The organism is Pseudomonas tolaasii NCPPB 2192 (genome assembly GCF_002813445.1).
Taxonomy (GTDB): domain Bacteria; phylum Pseudomonadota; class Gammaproteobacteria; order Pseudomonadales; family Pseudomonadaceae; genus Aquipseudomonas; species Aquipseudomonas tolaasii.
Genome location: NZ_PHHD01000001.1, coordinates 1281295 through 1306928, shown reverse-complemented (window position 1 = coordinate 1306928; position 25634 = coordinate 1281295). Strand labels below are relative to the sequence as shown.

20 protein-coding genes are annotated in these 25634 nt (G+C 63.8%); 11 read left to right on the top strand and 9 right to left on the bottom strand.

Features of this window, described 5'->3' with window-relative positions; genetic code table 11:
- The 10 genes from ATI14_RS06150 (at position 1) to ATI14_RS06105 (ending at position 14253) form a co-directional block, all read left to right on the top strand.
- Positions 1–1305 (top strand): DotU family type VI secretion system protein, encoded by a 1305-nt coding sequence (locus ATI14_RS06150; protein WP_016969959.1) that lies wholly within the window; start codon positions 1–3, stop codon positions 1303–1305.
- A complete protein-coding gene (gene tssM, locus ATI14_RS06145; RefSeq protein WP_016969958.1) occupies positions 1302–4802 on the top strand; it encodes a type VI secretion system membrane subunit TssM in 3501 nt (1166 codons plus the stop codon). The genes ATI14_RS06150 and tssM overlap by 4 nt, the downstream gene beginning before the upstream one ends.
- Positions 4799–5452: a type VI secretion system-associated protein TagF gene (tagF, locus tag ATI14_RS06140; RefSeq protein WP_016969956.1), complete on the top strand. Its 654-nt coding sequence runs from the start codon at positions 4799–4801 to the stop codon at positions 5450–5452. The genes tssM and tagF overlap by 4 nt, the downstream gene beginning before the upstream one ends.
- Positions 5453–6172 (top strand): PP2C family protein-serine/threonine phosphatase, encoded by a 720-nt coding sequence (locus ATI14_RS06135; protein WP_016969954.1) that lies wholly within the window; start codon positions 5453–5455, stop codon positions 6170–6172.
- Positions 6169–9153 carry a serine/threonine-protein kinase gene (locus ATI14_RS06130; RefSeq protein WP_016969953.1) on the top strand — a complete coding sequence of 995 codons (2985 nt, stop codon included), beginning with the start codon at positions 6169–6171 and terminating at the stop codon, positions 9151–9153. The genes ATI14_RS06135 and ATI14_RS06130 overlap by 4 nt, the downstream gene beginning before the upstream one ends.
- Entirely contained in the window at positions 9153–9857 is a 705-nt protein-coding gene (locus ATI14_RS06125) for an ABC transporter ATP-binding protein (RefSeq protein WP_016969951.1), read from the top strand. The genes ATI14_RS06130 and ATI14_RS06125 overlap by 1 nt, the downstream gene beginning before the upstream one ends.
- Positions 9857–11041 carry an ABC transporter permease gene (locus tag ATI14_RS06120; RefSeq protein WP_016969949.1) on the top strand — a complete coding sequence of 395 codons (1185 nt, stop codon included), beginning with the start codon at positions 9857–9859 and terminating at the stop codon, positions 11039–11041. The genes ATI14_RS06125 and ATI14_RS06120 overlap by 1 nt, the downstream gene beginning before the upstream one ends.
- Entirely contained in the window at positions 11034–12746 is a 1713-nt protein-coding gene (locus ATI14_RS06115) for a formylglycine-generating enzyme family protein (protein WP_080520167.1), read from the top strand. Before ATI14_RS06120 ends, ATI14_RS06115 begins: the two co-directional genes overlap by 8 nt.
- A gap of 84 nt (positions 12747–12830) precedes the next feature.
- On the top strand, positions 12831–13754 hold the full coding sequence (tagQ, locus tag ATI14_RS06110; RefSeq protein ID WP_016969946.1) for a type VI secretion system-associated lipoprotein TagQ: 924 nt from the start codon (positions 12831–12833) through the stop codon (positions 13752–13754).
- 124 nt (positions 13755–13878) lie between these two features.
- Positions 13879–14253 carry a hypothetical protein gene (locus ATI14_RS06105; protein ID WP_026082927.1) on the top strand — a complete coding sequence of 125 codons (375 nt, stop codon included), beginning with the start codon at positions 13879–13881 and terminating at the stop codon, positions 14251–14253.
- A gap of 122 nt (positions 14254–14375) precedes the next feature.
- Here the strand turns inward: ATI14_RS06105 and ATI14_RS06100 are convergent, their stop codons facing one another.
- The 6 genes from ATI14_RS06100 to exbB form a co-directional block, all read right to left on the bottom strand.
- Positions 14376–15776 (bottom strand): aminoacyl-tRNA deacylase and HDOD domain-containing protein, encoded by a 1401-nt coding sequence (locus ATI14_RS06100; RefSeq protein WP_016969942.1) that lies wholly within the window; start codon positions 15774–15776, stop codon positions 14376–14378.
- Between the two features lie 77 nt (positions 15777–15853).
- Positions 15854–17929: an ATP-dependent DNA helicase RecG gene (recG, locus tag ATI14_RS06095; RefSeq protein ID WP_016969941.1), complete on the bottom strand. Its 2076-nt coding sequence runs from the start codon at positions 17927–17929 to the stop codon at positions 15854–15856.
- An 8-nt stretch (positions 17930–17937) separates the two neighbouring features.
- A complete protein-coding gene (locus ATI14_RS06090) occupies positions 17938–18858 on the bottom strand; it encodes a hydrogen peroxide-inducible genes activator (protein WP_015886540.1) in 921 nt (306 codons plus the stop codon).
- Positions 18859–19045: 187 nt separating this feature from the next.
- A complete protein-coding gene (locus ATI14_RS06085) occupies positions 19046–19795 on the bottom strand; it encodes an energy transducer TonB family protein (RefSeq protein ID WP_016969940.1) in 750 nt (249 codons plus the stop codon).
- On the bottom strand, positions 19792–20217 hold the full coding sequence (exbD, locus tag ATI14_RS06080; RefSeq protein WP_003195519.1) for a TonB system transport protein ExbD: 426 nt from the start codon (positions 20215–20217) through the stop codon (positions 19792–19794). Before exbD ends, ATI14_RS06085 begins: the two co-directional genes overlap by 4 nt.
- A gap of 6 nt (positions 20218–20223) precedes the next feature.
- The gene (gene exbB, locus ATI14_RS06075; protein ID WP_016969937.1) at positions 20224–21204 is read right to left on the bottom strand and encodes a tonB-system energizer ExbB; all 981 of its coding nucleotides are present in this window, start codon (positions 21202–21204) and stop codon (positions 20224–20226) included.
- Between the two features lie 189 nt (positions 21205–21393).
- On the opposite strand from exbB, the gene ATI14_RS06070 reads away from it, so the two are divergent.
- On the top strand, positions 21394–22245 hold the full coding sequence (locus ATI14_RS06070) for an SDR family oxidoreductase (protein ID WP_016969935.1): 852 nt from the start codon (positions 21394–21396) through the stop codon (positions 22243–22245).
- A 63-nt stretch (positions 22246–22308) separates the two neighbouring features.
- On the opposite strand, the gene ATI14_RS06065 is transcribed toward ATI14_RS06070, so the two are convergent.
- The 3 genes from ATI14_RS06065 to spoT are packed head-to-tail and all read right to left on the bottom strand — an operon-like array spanning position 22309 to position 25620.
- Positions 22309–23052, bottom strand: a complete 744-nt coding sequence (locus tag ATI14_RS06065) for a hypothetical protein (RefSeq protein ID WP_016969934.1) — start codon at positions 23050–23052, stop codon at positions 22309–22311.
- A gap of 57 nt (positions 23053–23109) precedes the next feature.
- Positions 23110–23490 carry a RidA family protein gene (locus ATI14_RS06060; protein WP_003176922.1) on the bottom strand — a complete coding sequence of 127 codons (381 nt, stop codon included), beginning with the start codon at positions 23488–23490 and terminating at the stop codon, positions 23110–23112.
- Positions 23491–23514: 24 nt separating this feature from the next.
- Positions 23515–25620, bottom strand: a complete 2106-nt coding sequence (gene spoT, locus ATI14_RS06055) for a bifunctional GTP diphosphokinase/guanosine-3',5'-bis pyrophosphate 3'-pyrophosphohydrolase (protein WP_016969933.1) — start codon at positions 25618–25620, stop codon at positions 23515–23517.
- Positions 25621–25634: the final 14 nt, after the last annotated feature.

Genomic DNA, 25634 nt, shown 5'->3' with positions numbered 1-25634 from the left:
ATGCATCCCAATGATGATGAACGCACCCAGTTCATGCCGCGCCCCGGTGGCCGCTCGCCGGAACCCGCAAACGGTCAGCCTGCGCGCGCGCAACCGGCACCCTTGGCCATGCCCGCCGCGCCGATGCTCACCGGCAAGAGCCAGGGCCTGAACCCGCTGGAAAGCGCCGCTGGTCCGCTTCTGGCCTTGCTGACGCGCCTGCGCAACACCATCGCCCACCCGGCGCCGGCCAGTTTGCGTGCGCAGTTGCTGGCCTATCTGCGCCAGTTTGAAGAACGCGCTGAAGCCGCCGGTGTGGCGCGCAACGAAGTGCTGCTGGCGCGTTACGCGCTGTGCACGGCACTCGACGAAGCCGTGTTGAGCACGCCGTGGGGCAGCACCAGCGATTGGGGCAAGCAGAGCCTGCTGATCACCGTGCACAACGAAGCCTGGGGCGGCGAAAAGGTCTTCCAGTTGCTCGACCACTGCCTGCAAAGCCCACGCGAACGTTTGTACCTGCTGGAGCTGCTATATCTGTGCATGTGCCTGGGTTTCGAGGGCCGCTACCGTGTGATGAACGACGGCCGCAGCCAATTGGACGCTTTGCGTGAACGCACTGCTGCCGCGATTCGCAGCGCACGCGGCGAACACGAGCGCGAGCTTTCACCGCACTGGCGCGGCGTGACGGTGGCGCGGGACCGCCTGGCGCAATTCATGCCGCCGTGGATCGCCGTGGCCATCGGTTTGGCGCTGTTGTTGGCGTTGCTGTTCGGGTTGCGTATGAAGCTGGCGTCGGATGCCGAACCGGTGTTCAAAAATATCCATGCCCTGGGCGAGATTCCGGTGCAGGCCATCGACCGTCCGGTGGCGCAGCCGAAAGTGGTTGAACGGCCGCGTTTGGCGGGCTTTCTGGTGGAAGACATCAAGGCTGGTCGCGTGGCGGTGGAGGATGCCGTGGACCGTTCCGTGGTGACCATTCGCGGCGACGAATTGTTCGCCTCCGCCAGCTCCAGCATCGTCGACAACTACCAGCCGCTGATGCTGCGCATCGCCGACGCCATCCGCAAGGTCAAGGGCCAGGTGCGCGTCACCGGGCACAGCGACAACCGTCCGATTGCCACGCTGCGCTTCCCGTCCAACTGGGCTTTGTCCGAAGCGCGGGCCAAGTCCGTGCTGGAGATTCTTGCCGCCAAAACCGGCCAGGCCGACCGCTTCAGCGCCGAAGGCCGCAGCGACACCGAGCCGGTGGCTACCAACAGCACAGCCGAGGGCCGCGCCCGCAATCGTCGGGTTGAAATTACCGTATTGGCGGAGGGCGTCGAGTGAAGGCGTTTTTCAGTTTCATGATTCGCTGGGTGATCCCCGTGCTGGGCCTGATCGCGCTGAGCCTGATCATCTGGTTTGTCGGGCCGTTGCTCGATGTGTTGATGCCGGAAGGGCGCCGCTGGGCGTTGATCATTCTGGTGTTTGCCGTGTGGATCGCCTACCGCGTGTTCCGCATCATCCAGGCGCGCCGTCAGGCCGCCGAAGTGATGCGCAGCCTGGCGGCGGAGACCCCGGCGGACCCCAACAGTGTGGCTACGGCCGAAGAACTCACCACCCTGCGCCAGCGCATGGACGAAGCCCTGGCGCTGCTGAAAAAGGCCAAGCTGGGCGGCGATGAGCGCCGTAACCTCTACGAGCTGCCGTGGTACGTGATCATCGGCCCGCCGGGTTCGGGCAAGACCACGGCGCTGGTCAATTCCGGCCTGCATTTTCCATTGGCTGCGCAGCTGGGCGCCGGTGCCGTGCGCGGCGTGGGCGGCACGCGCAATTGCGATTGGTGGTTTACCGATCAGGCGGTTTTGCTCGACACCGCAGGCCGCTACACCACACAAGACAGCAACTCCACAGTGGATAAAGCCGCGTGGCTGGGCTTTCTCGACCTGTTGAAAAAACAGCGTTCGCGCCGGCCCATCGATGGTGCGTTCATTGCCATCAGCCTGTCGGACCTGCTGCTCGGCACCGATGTCGAACGCGCCGCCCATGCCGCTGCGATCCGCCTGCGTATCCAGGAGCTGTACACCCAACTGGGCGTGCGTTTCCCGATCTACCTGATGCTCACCAAGCTCGATCTGGTGCCGGGCTTCATGGAGTTCTTCGACAACCTGAGCAAGGAAGACCGCGCCCAAGTGTGGGGCATGACCTTTGCTCTGGACGACGGCAAGAACAGCGACAGCCCGTTGGCCCATCTGCAAAGCGAATTCGCCGGGCTGGAGCAGCGCCTCAACGAGCGCCTGGTCGAGCGTCTGCAACAGGAACGCGACCCGGCGCGGCGCGACCTGATCTACGGCTTCCCGCAGCAGTTCGGCGCGTTGAAAGATTGCCTGCAAGGCTTCCTCGAAGGTGTGTTCAAGCCCAATGCCTTTGAAGAGCGCGTGTTGCTGCGTGGTGTGTATTTCACCAGCGGCACCCAGGAAGGCAGCCCGATTGATCGCCTGATCGGCGCCATGGCCCAGAGCATGAACCTGGACCGCCAGCACCTGGCGCGCCAGAGCGGCACCGGGCGCAGTTACTTCATTGAAAAACTGTTCACCGCCGTGGCGTTTGCCGAGCGCGGGCTGGTCGGTGTCAATCCGAAAGTCGAGCGTCGGCGCAAGTGGATTGCACGCGGCGTGCTGGCGGCTACCGTGGCGTTGGTGGTCGTCGTCAGCGGCCTGTGGTGGGTCAGTTATCGCGCCAACCAGGCGTACATCGCGCAGGTCGATCAGAAGGTGGCGCCACTCGGCCAGGCCGTGCAAACCCTGAGCCCGGCGCAGCGCGACGTACTGGCCGTGTTGCCGTTGCTCAATGCGGTGAAAGGCCTGGCAGGCGACTCGCCGAGCTGGGCCGAAGGCCTGGGCCTGTATCAGGGCGATATGCTCGAAGCCGAGTCCGGCAGTGTGTACCGCAAGCTGTTGATCGCCGTGTTCGCACCACGCCTGGTGACGCGCATCGAAGAGCAACTGCACGGCGGCGGCAATTCCGACTTCCTCTACGAGGGCCTCAAGGCCTACCTGATGCTGGCGGACAACGAGCATTACGACCCGGACTTCATCAAGGCGTGGATTGCCCTGGACTGGGACCGTAGCTTGCCGCGCGACCTGCCCGCCGACCAGCGCCAGGCCCTGAACGCACACCTGCAAGCCTTGTTCGACCGCCACCCGCCGAACGCGCGCCTCGACCCGCGGTTGATCGACGACCTGCGCCGCCAATTGCAGCAATTGCCGGTGGCCCAGCGCGTCTACGATCGGGTCAAGCGTCAGAAACTGCCTGAAGGTATCCCGGATTTTCGCATCAACGAAGCCGCCGGCCGTGATGCCGCGCTGGTGTTCAGCCGCAAAAGCGGCAAACCGTTGGGCGAGCCGTTGAGTGGTTTTTTCACCGCCAAGGGTTATCGCCAGGCGTTTCTGCTGAGCAGCCTGAACCAGACCGGTACCCTCGCCGAAGAGCAATGGGTGCTCGGCCATGAACAGGCCGACCAGCAAAATGTGGTGAGCCTGGCCGGTGATGTACGTCGCCTGTATTTCCAGGATTACCAACGGCAGTGGGACGCCTTGCTCGCCGACATCGACTTCGTGCCGATCACCAGCGTGGCCCAGGCCGCCGACGTGTTGCGGGTGATTTCCGGCCCGACCTCGCCGCTGAAAAAACTGCTGGTGGCTGTGGCCAAAGAAACCGACCTGCAAGCCGAAGAGCGCCAGCTGGCCGCCAAAGGCGTGCCGGTGGAAGGCGGTGTCGACAAGCTCAAGGAACGCCTCGGCAGCCTGCTCGGCCAGGAGCAGCAGGCGGCGAGCAAGCCCGAGGTGGCGGATGATCCGGTGACCGCGCACTTTGCCGAACTCAACAGCATCGTCAGCAAAAACGAAGGCGAGCCCGCGGCCATCGACGGCCTGCTGGCCGACATGAACGCGCTGTATGTGCAGGTCAGCGCCATGGTCGGCGCCAGTGGCGATGCCTTGCTCGGCGAGGCGAAGAACCAGGCGGCGGCTGCGGCCACGCGGGTCAGCCTGAATGCCGAGCGTCAGCCGCCGTTGGTGCAGGGCATGGTCAAGTCGGTGGTCAACTCCACCACCAACAGCATGATGGGCGGGGTGCGTAACCAACTGAACGCGGCCTGGGTCAGCGAAGTGGTAAACGTGTATCGCCAGTCCCTCGCCGGGCGTTACCCGATGGCGCCGGGCAGTGCCCGCGATGCCACGCTGGATGACTTCGGCCAGTTCTTCGGGGTGGGCGGGGTGATGGACAACTACTTCCGCAAATACCTGCAGCCCTATGTGGACACCTCCGCGCAGACCTGGCGCTGGCAGCCGGGCGCGGCGCAGAAGCTCGGGATTGCGCCGGGCGTGCTGCAAACCTTCCAGCGGGCCGCGACGATTCGTGATGCATTCTTCCGCGCCGGCGGCACGCAGCCGATCGTGCGGTTCGAACTCAAACCGGTGTCGATGGACCCGACCATCACCCAGTTCCTGCTTGACCTCGACGGCCAGCAATTGAGCTACGACCACGGCCCGAGCCGCCCGGTGGCCATGCAATGGCCAAACCCCGGCAGCATTGGCGTGGTGCGCATTTCCATCATGCCGCCGTCGGCCAGCGGGCGGTCGGGCGTAACCCTCGACGGGCCATGGGCGTGGTTCCGCCTGCTGGAACAATCGGACCTCACGGCGGGCAACTCGCCGGACCGTTTCAACCTGCGCCTGCGGGTTGATGGCGCCAGCATCGCCTACGAGCTGCGCGCCAACAGCGCCTTTAACCCGTTCAAAAGCCGCGTGCTCAGCGGCTTCAGCCTGCCGGAGCGGCTATGACGACGGTGGGTTTCTACGGCAAGTTGGCCAGCCGCGGGGACTTTGTCAGCCGCGCCTTGCCGCAGAGTTTTATCGGCCCGTGGGACAGCTGGCTGGCGGCGGGCTTGCTCGCCAGCCAGAACAGCCTCGGCGGCGACTGGCTCAAGGTGTACCTGGTCAGCCCGTTTTGGCGTTTTGTGCTGGCGCCGGGCGTGTGCGGGCCTGACGCGGCGGCGGGTGTGGTGATGCCGAGCATTGACCGGGTGGGGCGTTATTTCCCGCTGGCGGTGGTGGCGATGCTGGATCACGACACCAATCCCGCGTCCCTCGCCGGTGGGCCGGACACTTGGTTCGAGCAGGCCGAAGCGCTGTTGCTCAGCACCCTGGATGCCGGTGCCACCTTTGAGAGCTTCAACGATGGCATCGACAACCTGGGCCTCCCTGCCAGCGAGTTGCGCACGGTCGACAGCCGTTTCGCCAGCCTGCAGCGGGTGGCCGCCACGGTGCCTCACACGCGCATGACCGCCCTCGCCGAACAGGCCTGTGAAGGCGCGAGCCTGTGGTGGGGCCGAGGTTCAGAACGTATTTCCCCCGGTTTATTGCGGTGCCAGGGCTTGCCTGCCGCCGGCGATTTTGCGCAGTTTTTGCTTGGCCAAGAAGGTGTGGTGTAGATGGGCTCGACGTTCAAATCCGCAAGCAAAAGCCATGTGGGCATGGTCCGCCAGGTCAACGAAGACGCGTGCCTGGACCTGCCGGAAAACCGCCTGTGGGTGGTGGCCGACGGCATGGGCGGGCACGCGGCGGGCGACTACGTCAGCAGCCTGATCGTCGACAGCCTGCGCCATGTGCCGGTGGGCCGCTCCCTCGACGAGTACTCGGCGGCGCTGCGCAATGACCTGATCCGCATCAACGCCAGCGTGCGCGAAGAAACTGCCAACCGTGGCGTGACCATGATGGGCAGTACCGTGGTGCTGCTGGCTGCGCGCGGTTTGCGCGGCGTATGTTTGTGGGCCGGTGACAGCCGCCTGTACCGCCTGCGCGAGGGCGTGCTGGAGAGCATCTCCCGCGACCACAGCTACGTGCAGGACCTGCAAGACAGCGGCCTGCTCAGCGAAGCCGATGCCCGCGTACACCCGCGTGCCAATATCGTCACTCGCGCGGTGGGGGTGGAAGCCCAGCTGGAACTGGCGATCGTCGATCTGTTGATCGCCCCCGGCGACAGCTACCTGCTGTGCAGCGACGGCCTGAACAAGACCGTGGAAGACCATGAGATTCGTGAAGTGCTCGGCCACGACACGCCGGATGAAATCGTGCGCAGCCTGGTGCATCTGGGCCTGAGCCGGGGGGCGCCGGACAACATCACCGCCATTGTTGTGAAGGTGTCGCCATGACCCTCGCGATTCCCGGTTATGACATCGAAGGCGAGATCGGCGAAGGCGCCATGGCCAGCGTGTACCTGGCGACCCAGCGTTCTCTCGAGCGCAAGGTGGCGCTGAAGGTGATGGCGGCGGCGCTGGCGGCCGACCCGAGTTTCTGCGAGCGCTTTCTGCGTGAGGGCAAGACCCTGGCGCGGCTGTCGCACCCGCACACGGTGACTATTCATGACATCGGCAATGTCGGTGAGCTGTATTACATGGCCATGGAATACCTGCCCAACGGCACGCTCAAGGAGCGCATCGCCGCCGGTTTGACGCCGGAGCAGGGCCTTGCGTACATCCGCCAGATCGCCTCGGCGCTCGGCTATGCCCACGCGCAGGGGCTGGTGCACCGTGACGTCAAACCCGCCAACATTCTGTTCCGCGCCGACGGCACCGCGGTGCTGTCCGACTTCGGTATCGCCAAGTCGCTGGACGACCGCACCCAGTTCACCCAGGCCGGTTTTGCCGTGGGCACACCGAGCTACATGAGCCCGGAGCAGGCGCGAGGCCAGGAGATCGATGGCCGCGCCGACCTGTATGCGCTGGGCGTGGTGCTCTATGAAATCCTGGTCGGCAAGCTGCCGTATAACGGCACCGACGCGCTGTCGACGGCGCTGGCGCACCTGACCGAACCCTTGCCGGAACTGCCGGTGCACCATGGCCGGTATCAGGATGTGCTGCGCAAGTTATTGGCCAAGGACCCGGCCGAACGTTTCCCGGATGCGGCGGCGCTGCTGCGTGCGCTGGACCAACTGCCGGCGGATTCGCCGGAAGCCACGCTGGTGCGCCCGCTGCCGATTCCGCCGAGTGTTGACTTGGGCGGTATCACGCCGGAGTCCATCGAAATTCCGACGGCCAAGCCTGAGCCTCAATCCGCGCGTCAGCCGGTGGTGGCGCCGACGCAACAGCGCGCCGTGTCCGAACAACGCCGTGGCCCGGTGGTGGCGTTGGCTGCCGTGGCCGTTGCGGTGGCGCTGGCCATCGGCGGTGCCAGCTATTGGTGGTTGAGCGGCAGCGATGCGCCTGCCAAGCCGCCCGCCGCCGTGATTCCAAAAGCACCGCCGCCGGAGTTGAAACCCGTGGTGGCAGAGGTGGACGGCGGCCAGCGGCCGTTGCTGATGGCCGGTAAAAAGACCCTGTTCCAGCGCGTGCTCAGCAAGCCGGGTGCCAAGCTGTCCCATGATGCCGGTGGCGCCCCTGGCGAAGGGCTGGCGGCGTTTTCCGTGCTGTACGTTTACCAGCGCAAGGACGTCGATGGCAGCCCTTGGTTACGTGTGGGCACGGCCACTGACGGGCGCAGCGACGGCTGGCTGCCTGCCTCGCAAGTCAGCGACTGGAAGCAAAGCCTGGTGCTCAAGTTCACCGAGCGTTCGGGCCGGGCGCCGGTGATGTTCCTGCGCCAGTCCGCCGAGGTCGAGAGGCTGCTGGCGGACCCGGCTGCCGCCAAAAACGTGCTGGCCAAGGCGCAGAACAACAGCGAAGACAATCAGCAAGTGTTGGCGCTGGAACCGACCGCCAGCGCCGTACCGCAGAGCCAGTTCTACCTGCTGCCGATCTTCGATTCCAAAGAGAGCTTCGACGAAAACGGCCAGCCGGTGCAGTTGCTCAATATCGCCTCCATCGACCCCGGAAAGGCGGGTGTCGCAAAACCTGCGGCGCCGGTGAACACTGCCAACGCCGATGCCTTCCGCACCGCCGTGGTGCTGGTGGTGGACACCACCGTGTCGATGCAGCCCTACATTGACCAGGTGCGCGACGTGGTGCACGAGTTGCAAACTCGCATTGGCGAACGGGGCGAGCTGGACAGCGTGAGCTTCGGGCTGGTGGGCTTTCGCAACAGCATCAAGAAAACCCCTGGCCTGGAATACGTGGCCAAAACCCTGATCACGCTGGACCAGGGCCGCGACCCGCAACGCTTTCTCGACATGGCGCGCCAGGTCAAGGCTTCCACGGTGTCCAGCCATTCGTTCAACGAAGACGCGTTTGCCGGGGTGATGCAGGCGGTAGACGGCATGGATTGGTCCGGCTACGGCGGGCGCATCATTTTGCTGGTCACCGACGCCGGCGCCCTGCGCAAAAACGACCCGTTCGCCGCCACCCAGATGAACGAAGCCGAAGTGCGCCAGGCTGCGCTGGGCAAGCAGATCAAGATCTACGCGCTGCACCTGCGCACCGACGCCGGCAAGAAAACCCACGCAGGTGCCGAGAGCCAATACCGCATCCTCACCGCTGACGCCAACCCGCAGATCGGCGACCTCTACACCCCGGTGCCGGGCGGTGATGTGCGCAAGCTGGGTGAACGCGTGGATGAGATCGGTACGGTGTTCGCCAACCTCGTGCACCAAGTGCGCAGTAATACCCCGCAGCCAGTGCCGCTGTTGAATTCGGCGCCGACCCTGGCCGACAAGTCGGCAGCCGTCGGCTATGCGATGCACATGGACTTCCTCGGGCGCAAAACCGCGAGCCAGGCGCCGCAACTGGTCAGCGCCTGGACCGCCGACCGCGACCTCACCAACCCGGCGCTGCCGGCGTTCCAGGTCTGCGTGATGCTGACCAAGTTGCAGCTCAACGACCTGCAGCAGTCGCTGAAACTGATCGTGGACGCGGCGCGCAAGACCCAGACCTCACCCAAGGATTTTTTCCAGGAAATCGCCAGTGCCTCGGCCTATATGAGCCGCGACCCGCAAGCCCTGCGCAAGGGCGGCAACCTCGCCGACGGCGGCATCCTCGGCGAATACCTGGAGGGCCTGCCGTACCGCAGCAAGTCGCTGAACATGACGCAGGACCTGTGGTTGTCGTTGAGCGTGGCCGAGCAGGAAGACTTCATCGACGAGCTGGACTCGAAGATCCGCCTCTACGAAACCTTCCACAATGACGTGGCCAACTGGGTCCGGTTTGGCGATGCCGAACCGGGCGATGCGTTGTACCGCGTGCCGTTGTCGACGCTGCCGTGATGCTGAACCTGAGCGCGGTGCACAAGAGCCGGGGCGTCGGCAGCCAGCGCTACAGCCTGGTGATTCCGGCGCTGAGCCTGCGCGCGGGCGAGCAGTTGGCGATTGTCGGGCCGAGCGGCTGCGGCAAAAGCACCTTGCTCGATCTGCTGGCGCTGGTGCTCGCGCCGGATCAGGTGGGGCAGTTCGAGTTCCATCGACAGGACATCGCCGGGTTGTGGCGAGCGGATCAGCAGTCCACCCTGGCCGCGCTGCGCAGCCAGCACTTGGGCTACGTGCTGCAAACCGGTGGGTTGCTGGGGTTTCTCGATGTGCGCGGCAATATTGCGTTGTCCCGGCAACTGTTGGGGTTGAAGGATGACGGCAGCGTGACGCGGCTGGCCGAGCAACTGGAAATCGGCGACCAGTTGGCCAAAAAACCGGCCGCGCTCTCAGTCGGCCAGCGCCAGCGCGTCAGTTGCGCCCGCGCCCTGGCCCATGCGCCGCAGCTGGTGCTGGCGGACGAGCCCACCGCATCCCTCGACCCGCTGAACGCCGAGCGCGTGATGCAGGCACTGCTGGCCCAGGCCCGCGAGCACCGCGCCGCGTGCGTGATCGCCACCCATGACGAAGCCCTGGCCCGCGCCAGTGGCTTGCAGGTGCGCCGTATCGGTTGCCGTCGCGACAGCGATGGCGGCGTCACCGCCACCCTCGGGGAGGTGGGCTGATGCGCATCGGTCTGGTGGCGTCGCTGGCCTGGCAGGACTACCGCAACGACGCGTGGCTGTCGGCCTGTGCGGTGCTGGCACTGGTCGCGGTGGTTGCGCCGTTGCTGGTGTTATTCGGCCTGAAATTTGGACTGGTTAGCAGTTTGACCGAACGCTTGGAGACCGACCCGGCCACCCGTGAAATTATCCCGTTGGGCGGCGGTCGATTCAGCCATGCCTTCGTCGACCAGTTGGGCGAGCGCGCTGATGTGGCGTTCGCCATCCCGCGCACGCGGCAGATTGCGGCGACGGCGCAGGTCGGCACGCTGACCCTGGAAATGCTGCCGACCGCGTCGGGTGATCCGCTCTTGAGTGGTTTGCCGGTGCCCAAGGGGCTGGACCAGATTGTGTTGAGCCACACCGCCGCCGAAAAGCTCGCGGCGCGACCGGGCGACTGGCTGGAAACTGTGTTTTCGCGGCAAGTGGCGGGGCGCGTCGAGGCCCGACGCACGCGGCTGCAGGTGCTGGCAGTAATGCCGCTGGAAGCCTTCGCCCGGGACGGCTTGTTTGCGGATTTGAATTTGCTGGAGGCGGCGGAAGATTACCGCGACGGCCGTGCGGTGCCGGCGTTGGGCTGGGACGGTGAGGCGGTGGGTGTGAATGAGCCGCGCGTGTACCCGGCTTTTCGCCTGTACGCGCGCAACCTCGCGGATGTGGAAGCGCTGCGGGTGTATTTCGCCGCGCAGAACCTGCTGGTGTCGACCCAGGCGAACACCATCGCGCAGGTGCAGTCGTTGAGCCGCAACCTGTCGATCGTGTTCTGGATCATCGCCGGGCTGGCGCTGGCGGGTGCGTTTGCGGCGATCTTTGCCGGGGCGTTGGCGGCGGTGGCGCGCAAGCATCGGGATTTGTCCGTGTTGCGCCTGTTGGGGTTTTCCACCGGTGGATTGTTGCTGTTTGTGGTGCTGCAAGCGCTGTACAGCGCAGGCTTTGCAGCCGTTCTCAGTGCCGGGCTGTATGGCCTGGCCGAGGCGGCGTTGAACAAGTTGTTTGTGCAGGTGCCGGGCGAACACGCCAGCCACCTGTTGGCGCGTCACTATGGTCTGGCTCTGGTTGCCATCCTCGGCGTCAGCGCCGTGGCGGCGGGCTTTGGTGGTTGGCGGGTGGCGCGTATCCAGGCTTCTGAAGGAATCAGAGATGTATAAGTTACTGGGCGCCGCCGTGGCGCTGAGCCTGGCCTCGATGGCCTGGGCCGATGAGGCAAGCGACAAACTCGACAACCCCAAACCGCTGGCGGACGACGTGAGCTTGCCGTTGCCCTGCGAAGGCAACATGGTGTTCCGCTACGCCTACGTGCTGGCCCAGGGCACGCTGGATGACCGCGAAATCAGCCTCGGCTACCCCTTTGCCGAGGGCGAGGCGGGTTATCAGCAATCGTTTATTTCCGGCTACCGCCGCGACTTCATCAACGGCCAGTTCACCCTCAAGGACTTGCCCAAAGACTGGAACAAGGTCATCGCGCCATTGATGCCGAAGACCGACGCCAAAACCCCGCTCAAACCGATGCTGTATTTCATCGGCAAGTACGAAGTGACCGCGCGCCAGTACGCCGCCGTGATGGCGCAGGCGCAGTCCCTGGCCAGTGGCGAGCCGGCGCCCGCCTGCAACCTTCCCTCCGGCATGGCGGCACGCTTGCCCAAGGTAAAGCTGTCGCGCTTTGAGGCCGAGCGCTTCTCGGCGGTGTACAGCGCGTGGCTGATGAAATACCACCGCGACCTGCTGCCGGTGAGTGGGCGTGGTTCTTCTGCCGAAGACGGTGGCTTTGGCTTTGTGCGCCTGCCGACTGAAGTGGAGTGGGAATTCGCCGCGCGTGGCGGCCAGGCGGTGAGCCGCCAGGACCTGGAAGGGCGCCTGTTTCCACGGCGTGTCGAAGGCAGTGAAAGCGACGGCCCGCTGGGCGATTACGCCGTGTTCAACCAGGTGGCCGGCGGAACCGGTCAGGCCGCGCGCCTGATGCCGATCGGCACCAGGCTGCCCAACCCGATCGGCCTGTTCGACGTGATTGGCAACGCCGCAGAAATGGTCCAGGAATCCTTCCAGCTGGTGCACGCCGGGCGCCGCCAGGGCACCTACGGCGGCTTTGTGGTCAAGGGCGGCAACTACCTCGAAGGCGAGGGCACGCTGTTTACCGGCATGCGCCGCGAGTACCCGTTGTTTGCCGCCGACGGCACTGAACAGAGCAACGAAACCACCGGCTTTCGCGTGGCAATTGGCGCGCTGTCGGCGCCACGTTCGCGCTACAAGGAATTGTTCGAGCAGTGGCAGAAAGAGGGCCGCCTGGCCTCGCTGACCGATGCCATCGACGACGCCCAGGACCCGACCAAACGCCTGGACAGCATCATCGCCACCAGCGTTGACCCCAAGCTGCAAGCCGAGCTGGGGCTGGTCAACGAAGAGCTCAAGCGCAACGTTTCGCTGATCGCCCAGCAACGCGAAGAGGCGGCGGGCAACCTGATCCAGTCCGCCGCGTTGGTGGCCGAGACCATCAGCAACTACAACATCCGCCTGGCGAACCTGCAGAAGAGCCGCCAGCAAGCCAAAGACAACAAGGATGAGGCCAGCGCGCAGCTGTTCGACATGGCCATCACCAATGGCCGCAGCGCGCTCGACGGCGCGGTGGCGATTTATATCGACAACCTGGCCACCGGCACGCGCTACACCGATGCGGTGATTCAGGCCCAGTTTCAACGGATCAAGGAAGAGTTGGATCGCAAGCCAGTGCTCGGCAAAAGCCTGGTGACGCGCGCGACACTGTTCGTTCGCCATGTCGGCAACTACCGCAAGCAACAGCGGGCCGACCCGGCAACGATCTTGAAGGAATTGCTCGCAGCGAGCGGTCAGCGGTCTTGACCGGTGGCTGTATAGCGAGCTTGGAAGGGACTCAGGCGGCGGTGGGCCGTGCTGGGCAAGTCAAACTTAAAAGAGAACACACCTATGCTTTTTTCCCGTAAGGCGGTTTCCAAGCGTCACCTGCTGCTGATCGCGGCCGGTTTCAGCACCGTGTTGACCGGTTGCGCCACGTCGCCAGCCTCCAAGGTCGCCTCGACCACCAAGGTCGAGTACTACCCGAACTGCTACGAGCCGGTGCAGCACTTGCGTGCGACCGATTCGAACATGACCAAGTCGGTGGTGACCGGCGCGGCCATCGGTGCAGCGGGCGGTGCGCTGCTGGGCGCGCTGACCGGCGACTCCGACAAGCGCGGCCGTAACGCCGCCATTGGTGCGGCGGGCGGCGCCCTGGCCGGCGGCGCGGCGGGTTACTACACCGAGCGTCAGAAGCAGATCACCGACGACAACCAGCGCATCGCGTCGTACTCCACCGACTTCAACAAAAGTGCGTCGGATATCGACCGCAGCACCGCCTACGCCAAGGCGTCGCAGCAGTGCTATCAGAGCGCATTCACCAAGCTGGTGAATGATCGCAAGGCCAAGACCGTCAACGACACCGAAGGCCGCAAGCGCCTGGCGGAAATCGTGGCAGGCCTGAAAGAGTCGAATGACCTGATCGTTGCAGTCAACGGCAAGGCCAGTGAAGACCTGAACAATTACACCCAGGCTTACGAGCAAGACCTGCAACAAGTGGGTGTGCAGCGTGCCGACGTGGTCACCGTAGCGACCGCCGACACCACGCCGCCTGTGGCGCCGGCCAAGGGCAAAAAAGCCGTGAAACCAGCGAAAAAAGCGGTACTGCCGGTTGTGCCGAAAGAAGCGGTGACCACCGAGAAGAGCATCCAGACCGTGCAGGCCAAGCAGGCGGAAAGCAAGCAAGTGGCCAGCGCCGGTAAGGCGCAGATCGAAGGCACTTGCCGCGATCCAAACCTCGCCGACTGGGCGCCGGTTCCGTGCCCTAACGTTTAAGTAACATGCTGCTATAAGCGTCAAACGCCAGCCGATCTTCCGCTAATGCGCAAGATCGGTGGCGTTCTCTTTGCAAATCGTTAAACTGCTGCGGCCACTCAATAATTACACCGAGGCCGTGTGCATGAAATTTCGTCTTTTGTTGTGGGTGCTGGGCCTGATGATGGGCAAAGCCAGCCGCACCAATCCTGCCTTCCAGCAACAGTTGGGTGACAAAGACCTGGCGTTCCAGTTGCAGACCCTCGACGGCAAGGTTGCCCGTCACTTCATCGTCAAAAACCAGCGCATCACCAGCCGCTCGGGTGTTCACCCGGCGCCGGCCTTCGCCATCGCGTTCAAGGATGCCGCCTTCGGCTTTGCCACGATGCAGGCGAAGAACAAGCAACTGGCGTTCATGACGGGGATTCAGGACAAGACGATTCAGATCAAGGGCAACCCGGCGCTGGTGATCTGGTTCCAGGGGTTGACCAAGTATTTGAAGCCGAAGAAAAAGAAGTAAGCCCTGATCGTTCCCACGCTCTGCGTGGGAATGCCGCTTTGGACGCTCTGCGTCCGCTCTTGAAGTCGTGACGCAGAGCGTCACCGCATGCATTCCCACGCGGAGCGTGGGAACGATCATGTTCAGCCCTGGCTGAACTGCGAGGCCAACTCGCGCAGCAACACTTCGGCATCCAGCACCTTGCCCACCACTTCCTCGGCCTTCTCCCGGCTCAAGCCCAGACGCTCAAGCAGCGCGTCCGGAATCGCCTCATCCGGCCCGGAGCCAATGCCGCGGCTGCGCAGCAGACTCACGGCCAGGCACACCAGGTTTGCGTATTCGGCATATTCCCCGTCGTAGCTTGGGTCGTGCTGGAAGCGCAGGGCCGTGGACAGTTCGTCCGGCATGTCCCAGTAGCGCATCAGCCAGGCGCCGATCTGCTCGCGGCTGATACCCAGCAGGTGCTGCTCCACATAGCTGTGGCACAGGTGCGGGTTAACCTCCAGGTGCCGGCAGATCAGTGAGAAATGCGGCGGGAACACGTGGGCCAGCAGCAGGTAACCAAAGTTGTGCAGCAGACCGGCGAGGTACGTCAGGCCGGCTTCCGGGCGCTGGGCACGCGGCATGGCGCGGGTCAGGCCTTCGATGACCGCGGCGGTGTAAATCGACTGATGCCAGTACGGCGTGGACTGGTGCGGGTGGTCTTTGGGCAGGCTCAGGGTTTTGCCCAATGCCAGGCCCAGCGCCAGGTTGATCACCAGATCAAAGCCCAGCACGCGCACGATGGCATCCTCCACCGAACGAATCTTGCCCGGCGAGGCGTAGTACGGCGACGCCGCCCAGCTCACCACTTGGGCGGCCAGGGCCGGGTCGGTTTCCACCACACCAGTGATGTCATCGATGGTGGCATTGGGGTCGACGCGCAGTTTGATGATCTTCTGCGCCGTGTCAGCCAATGGCGGAATCTCGAGGGTCGCTTCCAGACGCTGCTGGATGCGGCGGGCGGTGAACGCCTGCATGGCCTGGGTGATTTCCTCGCGGTCATCATTCGGGCGGTCGAGGTTGGGGCGGATGTTGCTCAGCGGCTCGCCGAAGTGCCCGGCGGTGGCTTTGGTGAGCATGGTCTTGAAGTCGGTGCTGGCGATTTCCAGCAGCAAACCGGCTTCGCCCGAGTGCACCAGCAGGCTCGGTTCGTCGAGCAAGCTGCCTTCGTACAGGCAAGGCGAGGTGGTCAGCGCCGGCAGGCCCGGCAACAGGCTCAGGCTGTGTTTGCTCAGCATGCGCTCGACACGGTCCGGCGACACGGCCGTGAGGCGGCGCCCGGTCAGCTCGGCGAGGCGGTTGAGGTCAAGCAACTGATTCTGCGGAAACAGCACCATCAGCGCGCCGACGGCATCTTCCAGCAAGACCGTCTGGACCTTTCGCGCGGGGTTCAGGCCAGGTTGCTCGGCAACCTCGGTGAAGGGAATGGCGAGCTTTGCGAGCAGAGCCCGAATGACCGGCGGGGCGGTCAGTGGGGCTGTGGCGAGGGCAACTTCTGACATGGCCTGATCCAATTTCTTACAGTCCACGAAGTATAACCAGCTTGATACAACTGTTGGTCGACTAAGTGAGTCAGGCGTCACACTTGGCCATATTGCTGCCCGTGTCGCAGCCAGCGGTCCAGCAACGGGCTGACATGTTCCGGCCAGCGCTGGAGCAGCGCTTGCGCGGCGTCACGCACGGCGGGGAGCAGGTCGGCATCGCGCATCAGGTCGGCGACCTTGAATTGCAAAAGGCCGGTCTGGCGGGTGCCGAGCATTTCGCCAGGGCCGCGCAGTTCGAGGTCTTTTTCGGCGATGACAAACCCGTCGTTGGTTTCACGCATGATGCCCAGGCGCTGCCGCCCGATCTGCGACAACGGGGGGTGATAAAGCAGCACGCAATGGCTCGCGGCGCTGCCCCGGCCGACGCGCCCGCGCAATTGGTGCAGTTGCGCGAGGCCCAGGCGCTCGGGGTTTTCGATGATCATCAGGCTGGCATTCGGCACGTCCACACCGACTTCGATCACCGTAGTGGCCACCAGCAGTTGCAGATTGCCGGCCTTGAACTCGGCCATCACTGCAGCTTTTTCCGCAGGCTTCATACGGCCATGGATCAGCCCGACCTTGAGCTCGCCCAAGGCGCTGGTGAGGTCTTCAAAGGTGGTTTCGGCAGCCTGGCAGGTCAGCTCCTCGGACTCTTCGATCAACGTGCACACCCAGTAAGCCTGACGCCCTTCGGCGCAGGCGCCGCGCACGCGTTCGATCACCTCGACACGGCGGGTGTCGGTCACCAGCACGGTGTTGACCGGAGTACGGCCGGGCGGCAGTTCGTCGAGGATCGAGGTGTCGAGGTCGGCGTAGGCGCTCATGGCCAGCGTGCGCGGAATCGGGGTGGCCGTCATGATCAACTGATGCGGGTTCATGCGGCCGCCCACGCCTTTCTGACGCAGGGCCAGGCGCTGCTGTACGCCGAAGCGGTGCTGTTCGTCGATGATCACCAGCGCGAGATTCTTGAACTGCACTTCGTCCTGGAACAGCGCGTGGGTGCCCACTACCATCGGCGCGCCATTGGCGATTTGCTCCAGCGCGGCCGCACGGACTTTGCCCTTGAGTTTGCCGGCCAGCCACGCGACTTCCAGGCCCAGGGGTTCCAGCCAACGCTTGAAGGTGATGAAGTGCTGTTCGGCGAGAATCTCGGTGGGCGCCATCAAGGCCACTTGGTAACCGGCTTCCAGCGCTTGCAGGGCAGCGAGGGCGGCGACCACGGTTTTGCCCGCGCCGACGTCGCCCTGGATCAGGCGCAGCATGGGTTCGTGCTGGCTGAGGTCGTAGGCGATTTCATTGCCCACGCGCTGCTGGGCACCGGTCGGCGCGAAGCCGAGGTTGGCCAGGTATTGCGCAGGCAGGCGTGTGGCTTTTGGCATCGCGGGCGCGCGCAGGGAGCGCATGCTCTCGCGCAGGCGTTGCTGGGACAATTGGTGGGTCAGCAACTCTTCGAAGGCCAAGCGGTGCTGGGCCCAGTGATGACCCAGGGCCAGTTCGTCGACATCGGCGTCGGCGGGCGGGTGATGCAGGTAGCGGATCGCATCGTCCAGCGGCGCCAGTTGGTAGTCGCGCGCCAGTTCGAGCGGCAGCCAGTCGGGCAGGCTTTTCGGGCCGAGCATCGTCAGGGTCTGCATGCACAGTTGGCGCAGGCGCTGTTGGGTCAGGCCTTCGGTGAGCGGGTAGATCGGTGTGAGGGTGGTGTCCACCGGTGGCGGCTCGTCACCCGTGATGGCGCGGTACTCCGGGTGGTAGATCTCCAGGCCAGACGCACCGGGGCGCGCTTCGCCGTAGCAGCGCACGCGGGTGCCACGTTTGAGGCCTTCTTTCTGTGCATTGCTGAAATGGTAGAAGCGCAGGCTCAGGCCGCCGGTGCCGTCCTGCAGGCGCACCACCAGGCTGCGGCGCTTGCCCATCACCACGTCGGCGCCGCTCACGGTGCCTTCGACCACCGCGTCCTGCCCGGGGCGCAATTGGCCGATGGGCACCACGCGGGTGCGGTCCTGGTAGCGCAGGGGCAGGTGGAACAGCACGTCCTGGAGATTCTCCAGGCCGACCTTGGCCAATTTCTCGGCCATGGCTTCACCGACACCCTTGAGTGCCGTCACCGACACCTGTGACAGCTCAGTCATACGTTTACTTAGCTCGCAGCAGGCGGCTTGGCCACCGAACACAGGCGAATCGAGTCGGCGAGGATCTCAATGGCTTTCGGGCGCGGGAAGCTGGCGCGCCAGGCAATCGCCACGGTGCGGAACGGCACCGGTGGCGTGAGTGGGCGCACTTCGATCACGCCGGGGGCGTAGTGATGGCTGTCCACCGCTGACAGCGGCAGGATCGAAATGCCCAGGCCGGAAGCAACCATGTGCCGGATGGTTTCCAGGGAACTGGATTCCACGGTGGTGTGCTTGGCGCCGTCGTTGCCCTTGGTCAGGGTCGGGCAGGCTTCCAGTACCTGGTCGCGGAAGCAGTGGCCTTCGCCGAGCAGCAGCAGGCTCTTGTCGTTGAGCAGGCCGGCGTCGATGGTGTCTTTCTGCGTCCACGGGTGGGAAGCCGGCATCAGCACGTAAAACGGCTCGTCATAGAGCGGCAACGTCAGCACGTCGGCCTCGTTGAAGGGCAGGGCGATGATGATCGCGTCCAGCTCGCCGTTGCGCAGTTTGTCGCGCAGCACGTGGGTGAAGTTTTCTTCGATATACAGCGGCATCTGCGGCGCGACGCGGTGCAGTTGCGGAATCAGGTGCGGGAACAGGTACGGGCCGACGGTGTAGATGGCGCCGACTTTCAGCGGGGCGGTCAGCTGGTTTTTGCCGGCCTGGGCCAGTTCCCGAATGCTTTGGGCTTGTTCCAGTACCTTCTGGGCCTGGGCAACGATGCCTTCGCCGACCGGAGTCAGGCGCACGGCGCTCTTGCTGCGCTCGAAAATCAGCACACCGAGTTCGTCTTCAAGCTTTTTCACACCCACCGACAGCGTCGGCTGGCTGACATGGCAACGCTCGGCCGCGTGGCCGAAGTGCTGCTCTTGGGCGAGGGTCACGATGTAGCGTAATTCTGTAAGAGTCATAGCGGGCGTCCATGAGGTTGCGGGCCAAGCATACCGGCTGCAATCGATAGACGCACGTTATCAGAAGTTTGGTGGGGATTGAGCGGGGAGTGTGGGAGATTTTGCTGATGCGATATGAACCATGTGGGAGCTGGCTTGCCTGCATCGCAGGCAAGCCAGCTCCCACACAAGCCAGCCCCTACAGTTTTTAGCGGCGGCGCTTCTCGATGTTGTAAACGAACGGCGCGACGATTTCGACGCTGCCGCCTTTCAACATGTCGGCCGGTGGCTTGGGCAGTGGCTGGGCGCGACGGATCATGTCCAGGGTCGCGCGGTCCAGGTCGGCGTTGCCGGAGCGGCCTACCAACTCATACGACAGCACGTTGCCTTCGGCATCGACGACAAAGCGCAGGCGGTTCAAGCCTTCCTTGCCACGCTGTTGCGCGCCCGGCGGGTACTTCTTGTACTTCTGCAGGTGTGCCAGCAGCGTGCCTTCCCAGGATGCTTTGGCAGCGACCTGTTGCGGCGACGGGCCCGGTGTCGGCTGTGCCGATTTTTCAGTCGGCGCGTTGTTCTGCGGGGTCTCGCTTGGCGGCTCTTCGGAAGGTTTTTCCTTGGGCGGCTCGGGCTTTTTCTCCACAGGCTTGGGCGGCTGAGGCTTGGGCTTGGGTTTGACCGGCTTGGGCACCTGGATCGTTGGTTTGGGCGCCTCGGCCAGTTTCGGCAGGGGCAGCTCTTCTACCGGTGCAGGCGGTTGCGGCGGCGTGATCACCTTGGGCGGTGCAGGCGGCGGCGGGGCAGGCATCGGTGCCAGGTCAATGACCATGGCGGCCGGAGGCAACTGCACCGGGTGCGGCGCGGACCATTGGAGCGCGATGATGATCGCGACGGCATGCACGCCCAGCACGACGGCGAGGCTGGTGCCATACCGCGTCAGTTTGTGGCGCGTCGTGATCATTTCTTGGCTGCCGTCTCAAGTCCGACCAGGCCTACCTTGAGGTAGCCGGCTGCCCGCAGGGCATCCATCACGCTCATCAGGTCGCCGTAGTCCACGCCCTTGTCGGCCTGGAAGAAGATCGTCGTGTCCTTCTTGCCCTGGGTCTTGGCGTCGAGCACCGGCCCCAGGGTTTCAGCTTTGACTTCTTCTTCGCCCAGGAACAGGCGTTGGTCCGCCTTCACGCTGAGGAAAATCGGTTTCTCCGGCCGCGGCGCAGGCTTGGCGCTGGATGCGGGCAGGTCAACCTTGATGTCCACGGTCGCCAACGGTGCGGCCACCATGAAGATGATCAGCAGCACGAGCATCACGTCGATAAACGGTGTGACGTTGATTTCGTGGTTCTCGACGAGTTCGTCGTCGCCTTGATTCAAATGCAGGCCCATGGCCGATTACCCCACTTTCACCATGTGCGGTTGCGAGCTGCGCTCGGTAGGCAGGTGATCGAGGTCGCGGCTGACCAGCAGCAGGACTTCTGCCGACGCGTCCGATACCTGAGCCTTGTAGCCGGCGATCGAACGGGCGAAGACGTTGTAGATCACCACCGCAGGAATCGCGGCAACCAGGCCCAGGGCAGTCGCCAGCAGGGCTTCGGCGATGCCGGGGGCAACGACGGCGAGGTTGGTGGTCTGGGTTTTGGCGATGCCGATGAAGCTGTTCATGATGCCCCATACGGTGCCGAACAGGCCCACGAATGGCGCGGTGGAGCCGATAGTCGCCAGCACGCCGGTGCCGCTGCTCATATTGCGGCCGCAGGCTGCGACCAGGCGCTCCAGACGGAAGCTGACGCGCTCCTTGATGCCTTCCTTTTCGCGGGTGTTGGCCGACAGGCGCATTTCTTCCAGCGCGTCGTGCACCAGCAGGTTCGCCAGGGTGCCCTTTTTGGTCGCAGTGTCGCTGGCTTCCTTGAGGGTGGTGGCTTTTTTCAGGTGGACGATTTCAGCGCGCAGGCGACGCTTGGCGCCCAGCAGCTCGAAGCCCTTGGCGATCCAGATGGTCCAGGTGATGATCGAGGCGATGGCCAGGCCGATCATCACGGCTTTCACCACGACGTCTGCGTTCTGGTACATGCCCCATGGCGACAGGTCGTGGGCCATGCCCAGGGAGTTGTCTTCTTCCAGCACGACACCGCCATCATCGGCAGGCGCGGGAGTCGCAGCCTGGGCCGGGTCGGTGGCCGCAGGTGCAGCGGCAGGTGCCGCCGGGGTTGCTGTGTTGTGTTCGGCAGCGGCCGGGGCTGCGGGTGCGGTGGCATCAGCGAATGCGGCGGTCGGCGCCAGCAGTACGCTGAACAGCATCGCAGCAATCGCGCGCCAGGCGCGGGATGGGCTGTGAGGCTTGGTTGGCGAAGCGGGGTTTGTATTACGTGTCATGCTGGCCGGACCTGAGAGAAAAAAATGAGTGATCATCCTGCCAGACCCGAAAGGGCCGAGGACAAATGGGTGGTCATTATTGCAAGTAATTCTTGTTAACAGAAGTAATACAGTTACTTTATTTGTCCTTTTGCTGGCCGCTGGTCATCTCCGGCGGCTAATCTGCGCCTTTAAGAATGGGGTTTTGTGATGTCTGCGCCTTCTGTTGTGATTGCCGGTTGCGGCGATGTGGGTAGTCGGCTGGCTAGCCAATTGCTGGCCTCGGAATGGGAGGTTCACGGCCTGCGCCGTGATGTGTCGAAGCTTCCTGACGGGGTGACAGGCATTGCCGGCGACCTGTTCAAGAAAGACTGCCCCGACACCTGGCCGATCGGCGGGGTGGATTACCTGGTGTACTGCGCCGCTGCGACCGACCACGACGAGGCCGGGTATCGCGCTGCTTACGTACAAGGGTTGCAGCATGTGCTGGAGTGGCTGAATGACTATGGCCAGGAACCCAAGCACCTGTTGTTTGTGTCCAGCAGCAGTGTGTATGGCCAGCAAAAGGGTGAGTGGGTCGATGAAACGTCCGACACTCAGGCGCAGGGTTATTCCGGAAAAGTGATGCTGGAGGCCGAGCAGGTCGCCCTCGACAGCGGCATTCCGGCGAGCATCGTGCGCCTGACCGGCATCTACGGCCCGGGCCGGGAGTGGCTGTTGACCCAAGTGCGCCAGGGATATCGCGTGGCGATCGACCCGCCTTTATATGGCAACCGGATCCACGCGGACGACGCGGCAGGGCTGTTGGCCTTTTTGCTGCGTCATGTGGAACAGGGCGGGACTTTGGACAAGGTCTACATCGGTGTGGACGACGCGCCGGCGCCGCTGGCCGAGGTGGTGGGCTGGTTGCGCGAGTACCTGGGGGTCACCGAGTGGGCGGATGATGCCAGTGTGCGCCGGGCGGGGAGCAAGCAGTGCAGTAATGCGCGGGCCAGGGCGTTGGGCTGGAAGCCGATGTATCCGAGTTATCGCGAAGGTTACGCGGCGATTCTCAAAGGCTGAAACACGGTTATGAATGTGGGAGCAGGCAAGCCAGCTCCCACATTTGGATTCGGGTGGTGCTGGTTATTGCTTTTCCAGCAGCCACTGGCGTGGGCCGGGGGTGAACTGAGGCACTTCATCCGCCAGCGCGGTATTCACTGCCTGGAAGATTTCCAGCTTCTTGCCCTTGCGCATGAAGATCCAGGGGTTGCCCTGGCCGTTCAGTTGCAGCCAGATGCTGTCGTAGCCGCCGCTCATGGAGGCACAGTCGCCCGCCAGGCACAGCGAATACTGGTCAACCCCAGGCAGGCCGGCGACTTTGCCGTTGGCCTGGAACTGCACGATGGCGCCGTCGCCATTGCCGTCCTTGATCTTCCAGTCGCCGCCCAGGTAAGCCGCATACAGCGCGCGCTCGAAGTTTGCGCCCAGTGGTGCGCCCTCCGGGGCCGGGTCCTTGGCGCGGGCAAACAGCTGCTCGGGCTCGTTATCGTTGGCCACTTGCAGCAGTTGCTTGCCTTTGCGCTTGAGTTCGGTGGCGGTGCTGCCGTAGAAATCGACGCTCCAGGCGCCGGATTTTTCACCGAGCAGCTTGCCTTCCGCTACTTCAAAACCGTTGTAGTAGCGGGCCTGCGCCGCCTTGGTGTTGACCTCCCATTCGAGGTTCGGGCCATAGGACTGCAGGGCTTCACGCAAAGGGCCGCCCTTGGCTGCCGCGTCGATGGCGGCCTGGTTGATCCAGGTGCCGCTCACATCCAGGTCGGCGGGGTTGCTGGCACAGCCGCCAAGCAACAGGGCAAGCAACGAAGAGGCTACAAGCGCTTTGCGCATTACGAAATCCTTCTGAAACGAAATCGGCGCAGCCCGTAAAGGCTGCGCCGGATGTTTTTACTCGATGACCAGAATCGCGTCCATCTCAACCTGCGCGCCCTTTGGCAGGGCGGCAACGCCGATGGCGGCGCGGGCCGGGTACGGTTGTTCGAAGTATTTGCCCATGATCTCGTTGACCTTGGCGAAGTGGCTCAGGTCGGTGAGGAAAATGTTCAGTTTGACGATGTCTTTGAACGAACCACCGGCCGCCTCGGCAACTGACTTCAGGTTTTCGAAAACCTGTACGGTCTGTGCTTCAAACCCTTCCACCAGTTCCATGGTTTTTGGGTCCAGCGGGATCTGGCCGGACATGTAGACGGTGTTGCCCGCCTTGATGGCCTGGGAGTAGGTCCCGATGGCGGCCGGGGCCTTGTCGCTGGTGATAACGGTCTTGGTCATGTGTGACTCCTTGTAAGGGTTCGGTTAGGCACGCATGCGGGTGATGCGGATGACCCCGGTCAAGGCGCGCAGTTTCTTGATCACGCGGGCCAGGTGCACGCGGTCGTGCACGCTGACCACCAGTTGGACCACGCTGATGCGACCATCGCGCTCGTCCATGCTGATTTTCTCGATATTGCCGTCGGCTGCGTTGACGCTGCTGGCGAGCAGGGCGATCAGGCCGCGCTGGTGTTCCAGCTCGACGCGCAGTTCGACGTTGAATTCGCCGGTGACATCCTTGGCCCACGAGAGCTGGATGCATTTTTCCGGGTTGTGGCGGATTTCGGTGATGTTTCGGCAATTGTCCAGGTGCACGACCATGCCTTTGCCCGCCGACAAGTGGCCGACAATCGGGTCGCCCGGAATCGGCGTGCAGCACTTGGCGTAGCTGAGCACCAGGCCCTCGGTGCCGCGGATCGCCAGCGGGCCTTCGGGGCTCGGCAATTGCTCGCCTTCACCGAGCAGGCGGCGGGCGACCACATAGGCCATGCGGTTGCCCAGGCCGATGTCTTCCAGCAAATCTTCGATGGTTTCCTGGCGGTACTCGTGGAGCATCGCTTGAACGCGCTCGGTCGGGATCTTGTCGAGGGCGCTGTCAAAGCCGTTGAGCACCTTGTTCAACAGTCGCTCGCCCAGGCTGATGGATTCGGAGCGGCGTTGCAGTTTGAGGGCGTGGCGAATGTGGGTGCGCGCCTTGCCGGTGACCACGAAATTGAGCCACGCCGGGTTCGGGCGTGCGCCGGGTGCGCTGACGATCTCGACCGTGGAGCCGCTTTGCAGCGGTTCGGACAGCGGTGCGAGACGACGATTGATCCGACAGGCAATGCAGCTGTTGCCCACGTCGGTGTGCACCGCATACGCGAAGTCGACCGCCGTGGAGCCCTTGGGCAGCTCCATGATCCGGCCTTTGGGCGTGAACACGTAGACCTCGTCCGGGAACAGGTCGATCTTCACGCTTTCGATAAATTCGAGGGAGTTGCCGGCACGTTGCTGCATTTCCAGCACGCCTTTGACCCACTGGCGGGCGCGGGCATGGGTGCCTTTTGGCTGCTCGTCGCCGCTGGATTTGTACAGCCAGTGAGCGGCGATGCCGTTGTTGGCCATCTCTTCCATTTCGCGAGTGCGAATCTGGATCTCGATCGGCACGCCATGCATGCCAAACAGCGTGGTGTGCAGCGACTGATAGCCGTTGGCCTTGGGGATCGCGATGTAATCCTTGAAGCGTCCCGGCAGGGGTTTGTACAAATTATGTACAGCACCCAGCACCCGGTAGCAGGTGTCGACCTTGTCGACGATGATCCGGAACGCATATACGTCCATGATCTCGTTGAAGGCCCGGCGCTTGCCGCGCATCTTTTTGTAGATGCCGTAGAGGTGCTTCTGCCGGCCGCTGACTTCGCCTTCAATCTCGTCGATCGCCAGGCAGTGGCTCAGCGACTCTTCGATCTTGTTGACGATTTCCTTGCGGTTGCCCCGGGCGCGCTTGACCGCCTGGTAGATGCGCGCCGAACGCATCGGGTGCATGGCCTTGAAGCCCAGGTCTTCGAATTCGATGCGAATGGCGTGCATACCCAGCCGGTTGGCGATGGGCGCGTAGATTTCCAGGGTTTCCTTGGCGATGCGCCGGCGTTTTTCGCCGGACAGCACTTCCAGCGTGCGCATGTTGTGCAGCCGGTCGGCGAGCTTGACCAGAATCACCCGGATGTCACGGGCCATGGCCATGGCCATCTTCTGGAAGTTTTCCGCCTGGGCTTCGGCCTTGGTCTCGAAATTCATCTGGGTCAGTTTGCTGACCCCGTCGACCAGTTCGGCCACGGTTTCGCCAAATTGCGCACTGAGCGCTTCCTTGGCGATGCCGGTGTCCTCGATCACGTCATGCAGCATCGCGGCCATCAGGCTCTGATGGTCCATGTGCATGTCGGCCAGAATGTTTGCCACCGCAAGAGGATGGGTGACGTACGCCTCGCCGCTACGGCGGCGTTGGCCGTCGTGGGCTTGTTCGGCGTAGAAATACGCTCGGCGGACCAGGTTGACCTGGTCTGGGCCGAGGTAGGCCGATAAGCGATCGGCGAGGGCGTCTATGCTCGGCAAAGTGTGAACTCCTG

Excerpts from the sequence above, each read along its gene's own strand:
- ATI14_RS06150 (WP_016969959.1), top strand. The coding sequence starts at position 1 with ATGCATCCCAATGATGATGAACGCACCCAGTTCATGCCGCGCCCCGGT.
- tagF (WP_016969956.1), top strand. The coding sequence starts at position 4,799 with ATGACGACGGTGGGTTTCTACGGCAAGTTGGCCAGCCGCGGGGACTTT.
- ATI14_RS06135 (WP_016969954.1), top strand. The coding sequence starts at position 5,453 with ATGGGCTCGACGTTCAAATCCGCAAGCAAAAGCCATGTGGGCATGGTC.
- ATI14_RS06130 (WP_016969953.1), top strand. The coding sequence starts at position 6,169 with ATGACCCTCGCGATTCCCGGTTATGACATCGAAGGCGAGATCGGCGAA.
- ATI14_RS06125 (WP_016969951.1), top strand. The coding sequence starts at position 9,153 with ATGCTGAACCTGAGCGCGGTGCACAAGAGCCGGGGCGTCGGCAGCCAG.
- ATI14_RS06120 (WP_016969949.1), top strand. The coding sequence starts at position 9,857 with ATGCGCATCGGTCTGGTGGCGTCGCTGGCCTGGCAGGACTACCGCAAC.
- ATI14_RS06115 (WP_080520167.1), top strand. The coding sequence starts at position 11,034 with ATGTATAAGTTACTGGGCGCCGCCGTGGCGCTGAGCCTGGCCTCGATG.
- tagQ (WP_016969946.1), top strand. The coding sequence starts at position 12,831 with ATGCTTTTTTCCCGTAAGGCGGTTTCCAAGCGTCACCTGCTGCTGATC.
- ATI14_RS06105 (WP_026082927.1), top strand. The coding sequence starts at position 13,879 with ATGAAATTTCGTCTTTTGTTGTGGGTGCTGGGCCTGATGATGGGCAAA.
- ATI14_RS06100 (WP_016969942.1), bottom strand. The coding sequence starts at position 15,776 with ATGTCAGAAGTTGCCCTCGCCACAGCCCCACTGACCGCCCCGCCGGTC.
- recG (WP_016969941.1), bottom strand. The coding sequence starts at position 17,929 with ATGACTGAGCTGTCACAGGTGTCGGTGACGGCACTCAAGGGTGTCGGT.
- ATI14_RS06090 (WP_015886540.1), bottom strand. The coding sequence starts at position 18,858 with ATGACTCTTACAGAATTACGCTACATCGTGACCCTCGCCCAAGAGCAG.
- ATI14_RS06085 (WP_016969940.1), bottom strand. The coding sequence starts at position 19,795 with ATGATCACGACGCGCCACAAACTGACGCGGTATGGCACCAGCCTCGCC.
- exbD (WP_003195519.1), bottom strand. The coding sequence starts at position 20,217 with ATGGGCCTGCATTTGAATCAAGGCGACGACGAACTCGTCGAGAACCAC.
- exbB (WP_016969937.1), bottom strand. The coding sequence starts at position 21,204 with ATGACACGTAATACAAACCCCGCTTCGCCAACCAAGCCTCACAGCCCA.
- ATI14_RS06070 (WP_016969935.1), top strand. The coding sequence starts at position 21,394 with ATGTCTGCGCCTTCTGTTGTGATTGCCGGTTGCGGCGATGTGGGTAGT.
- ATI14_RS06065 (WP_016969934.1), bottom strand. The coding sequence starts at position 23,052 with ATGCGCAAAGCGCTTGTAGCCTCTTCGTTGCTTGCCCTGTTGCTTGGC.
- ATI14_RS06060 (WP_003176922.1), bottom strand. The coding sequence starts at position 23,490 with ATGACCAAGACCGTTATCACCAGCGACAAGGCCCCGGCCGCCATCGGG.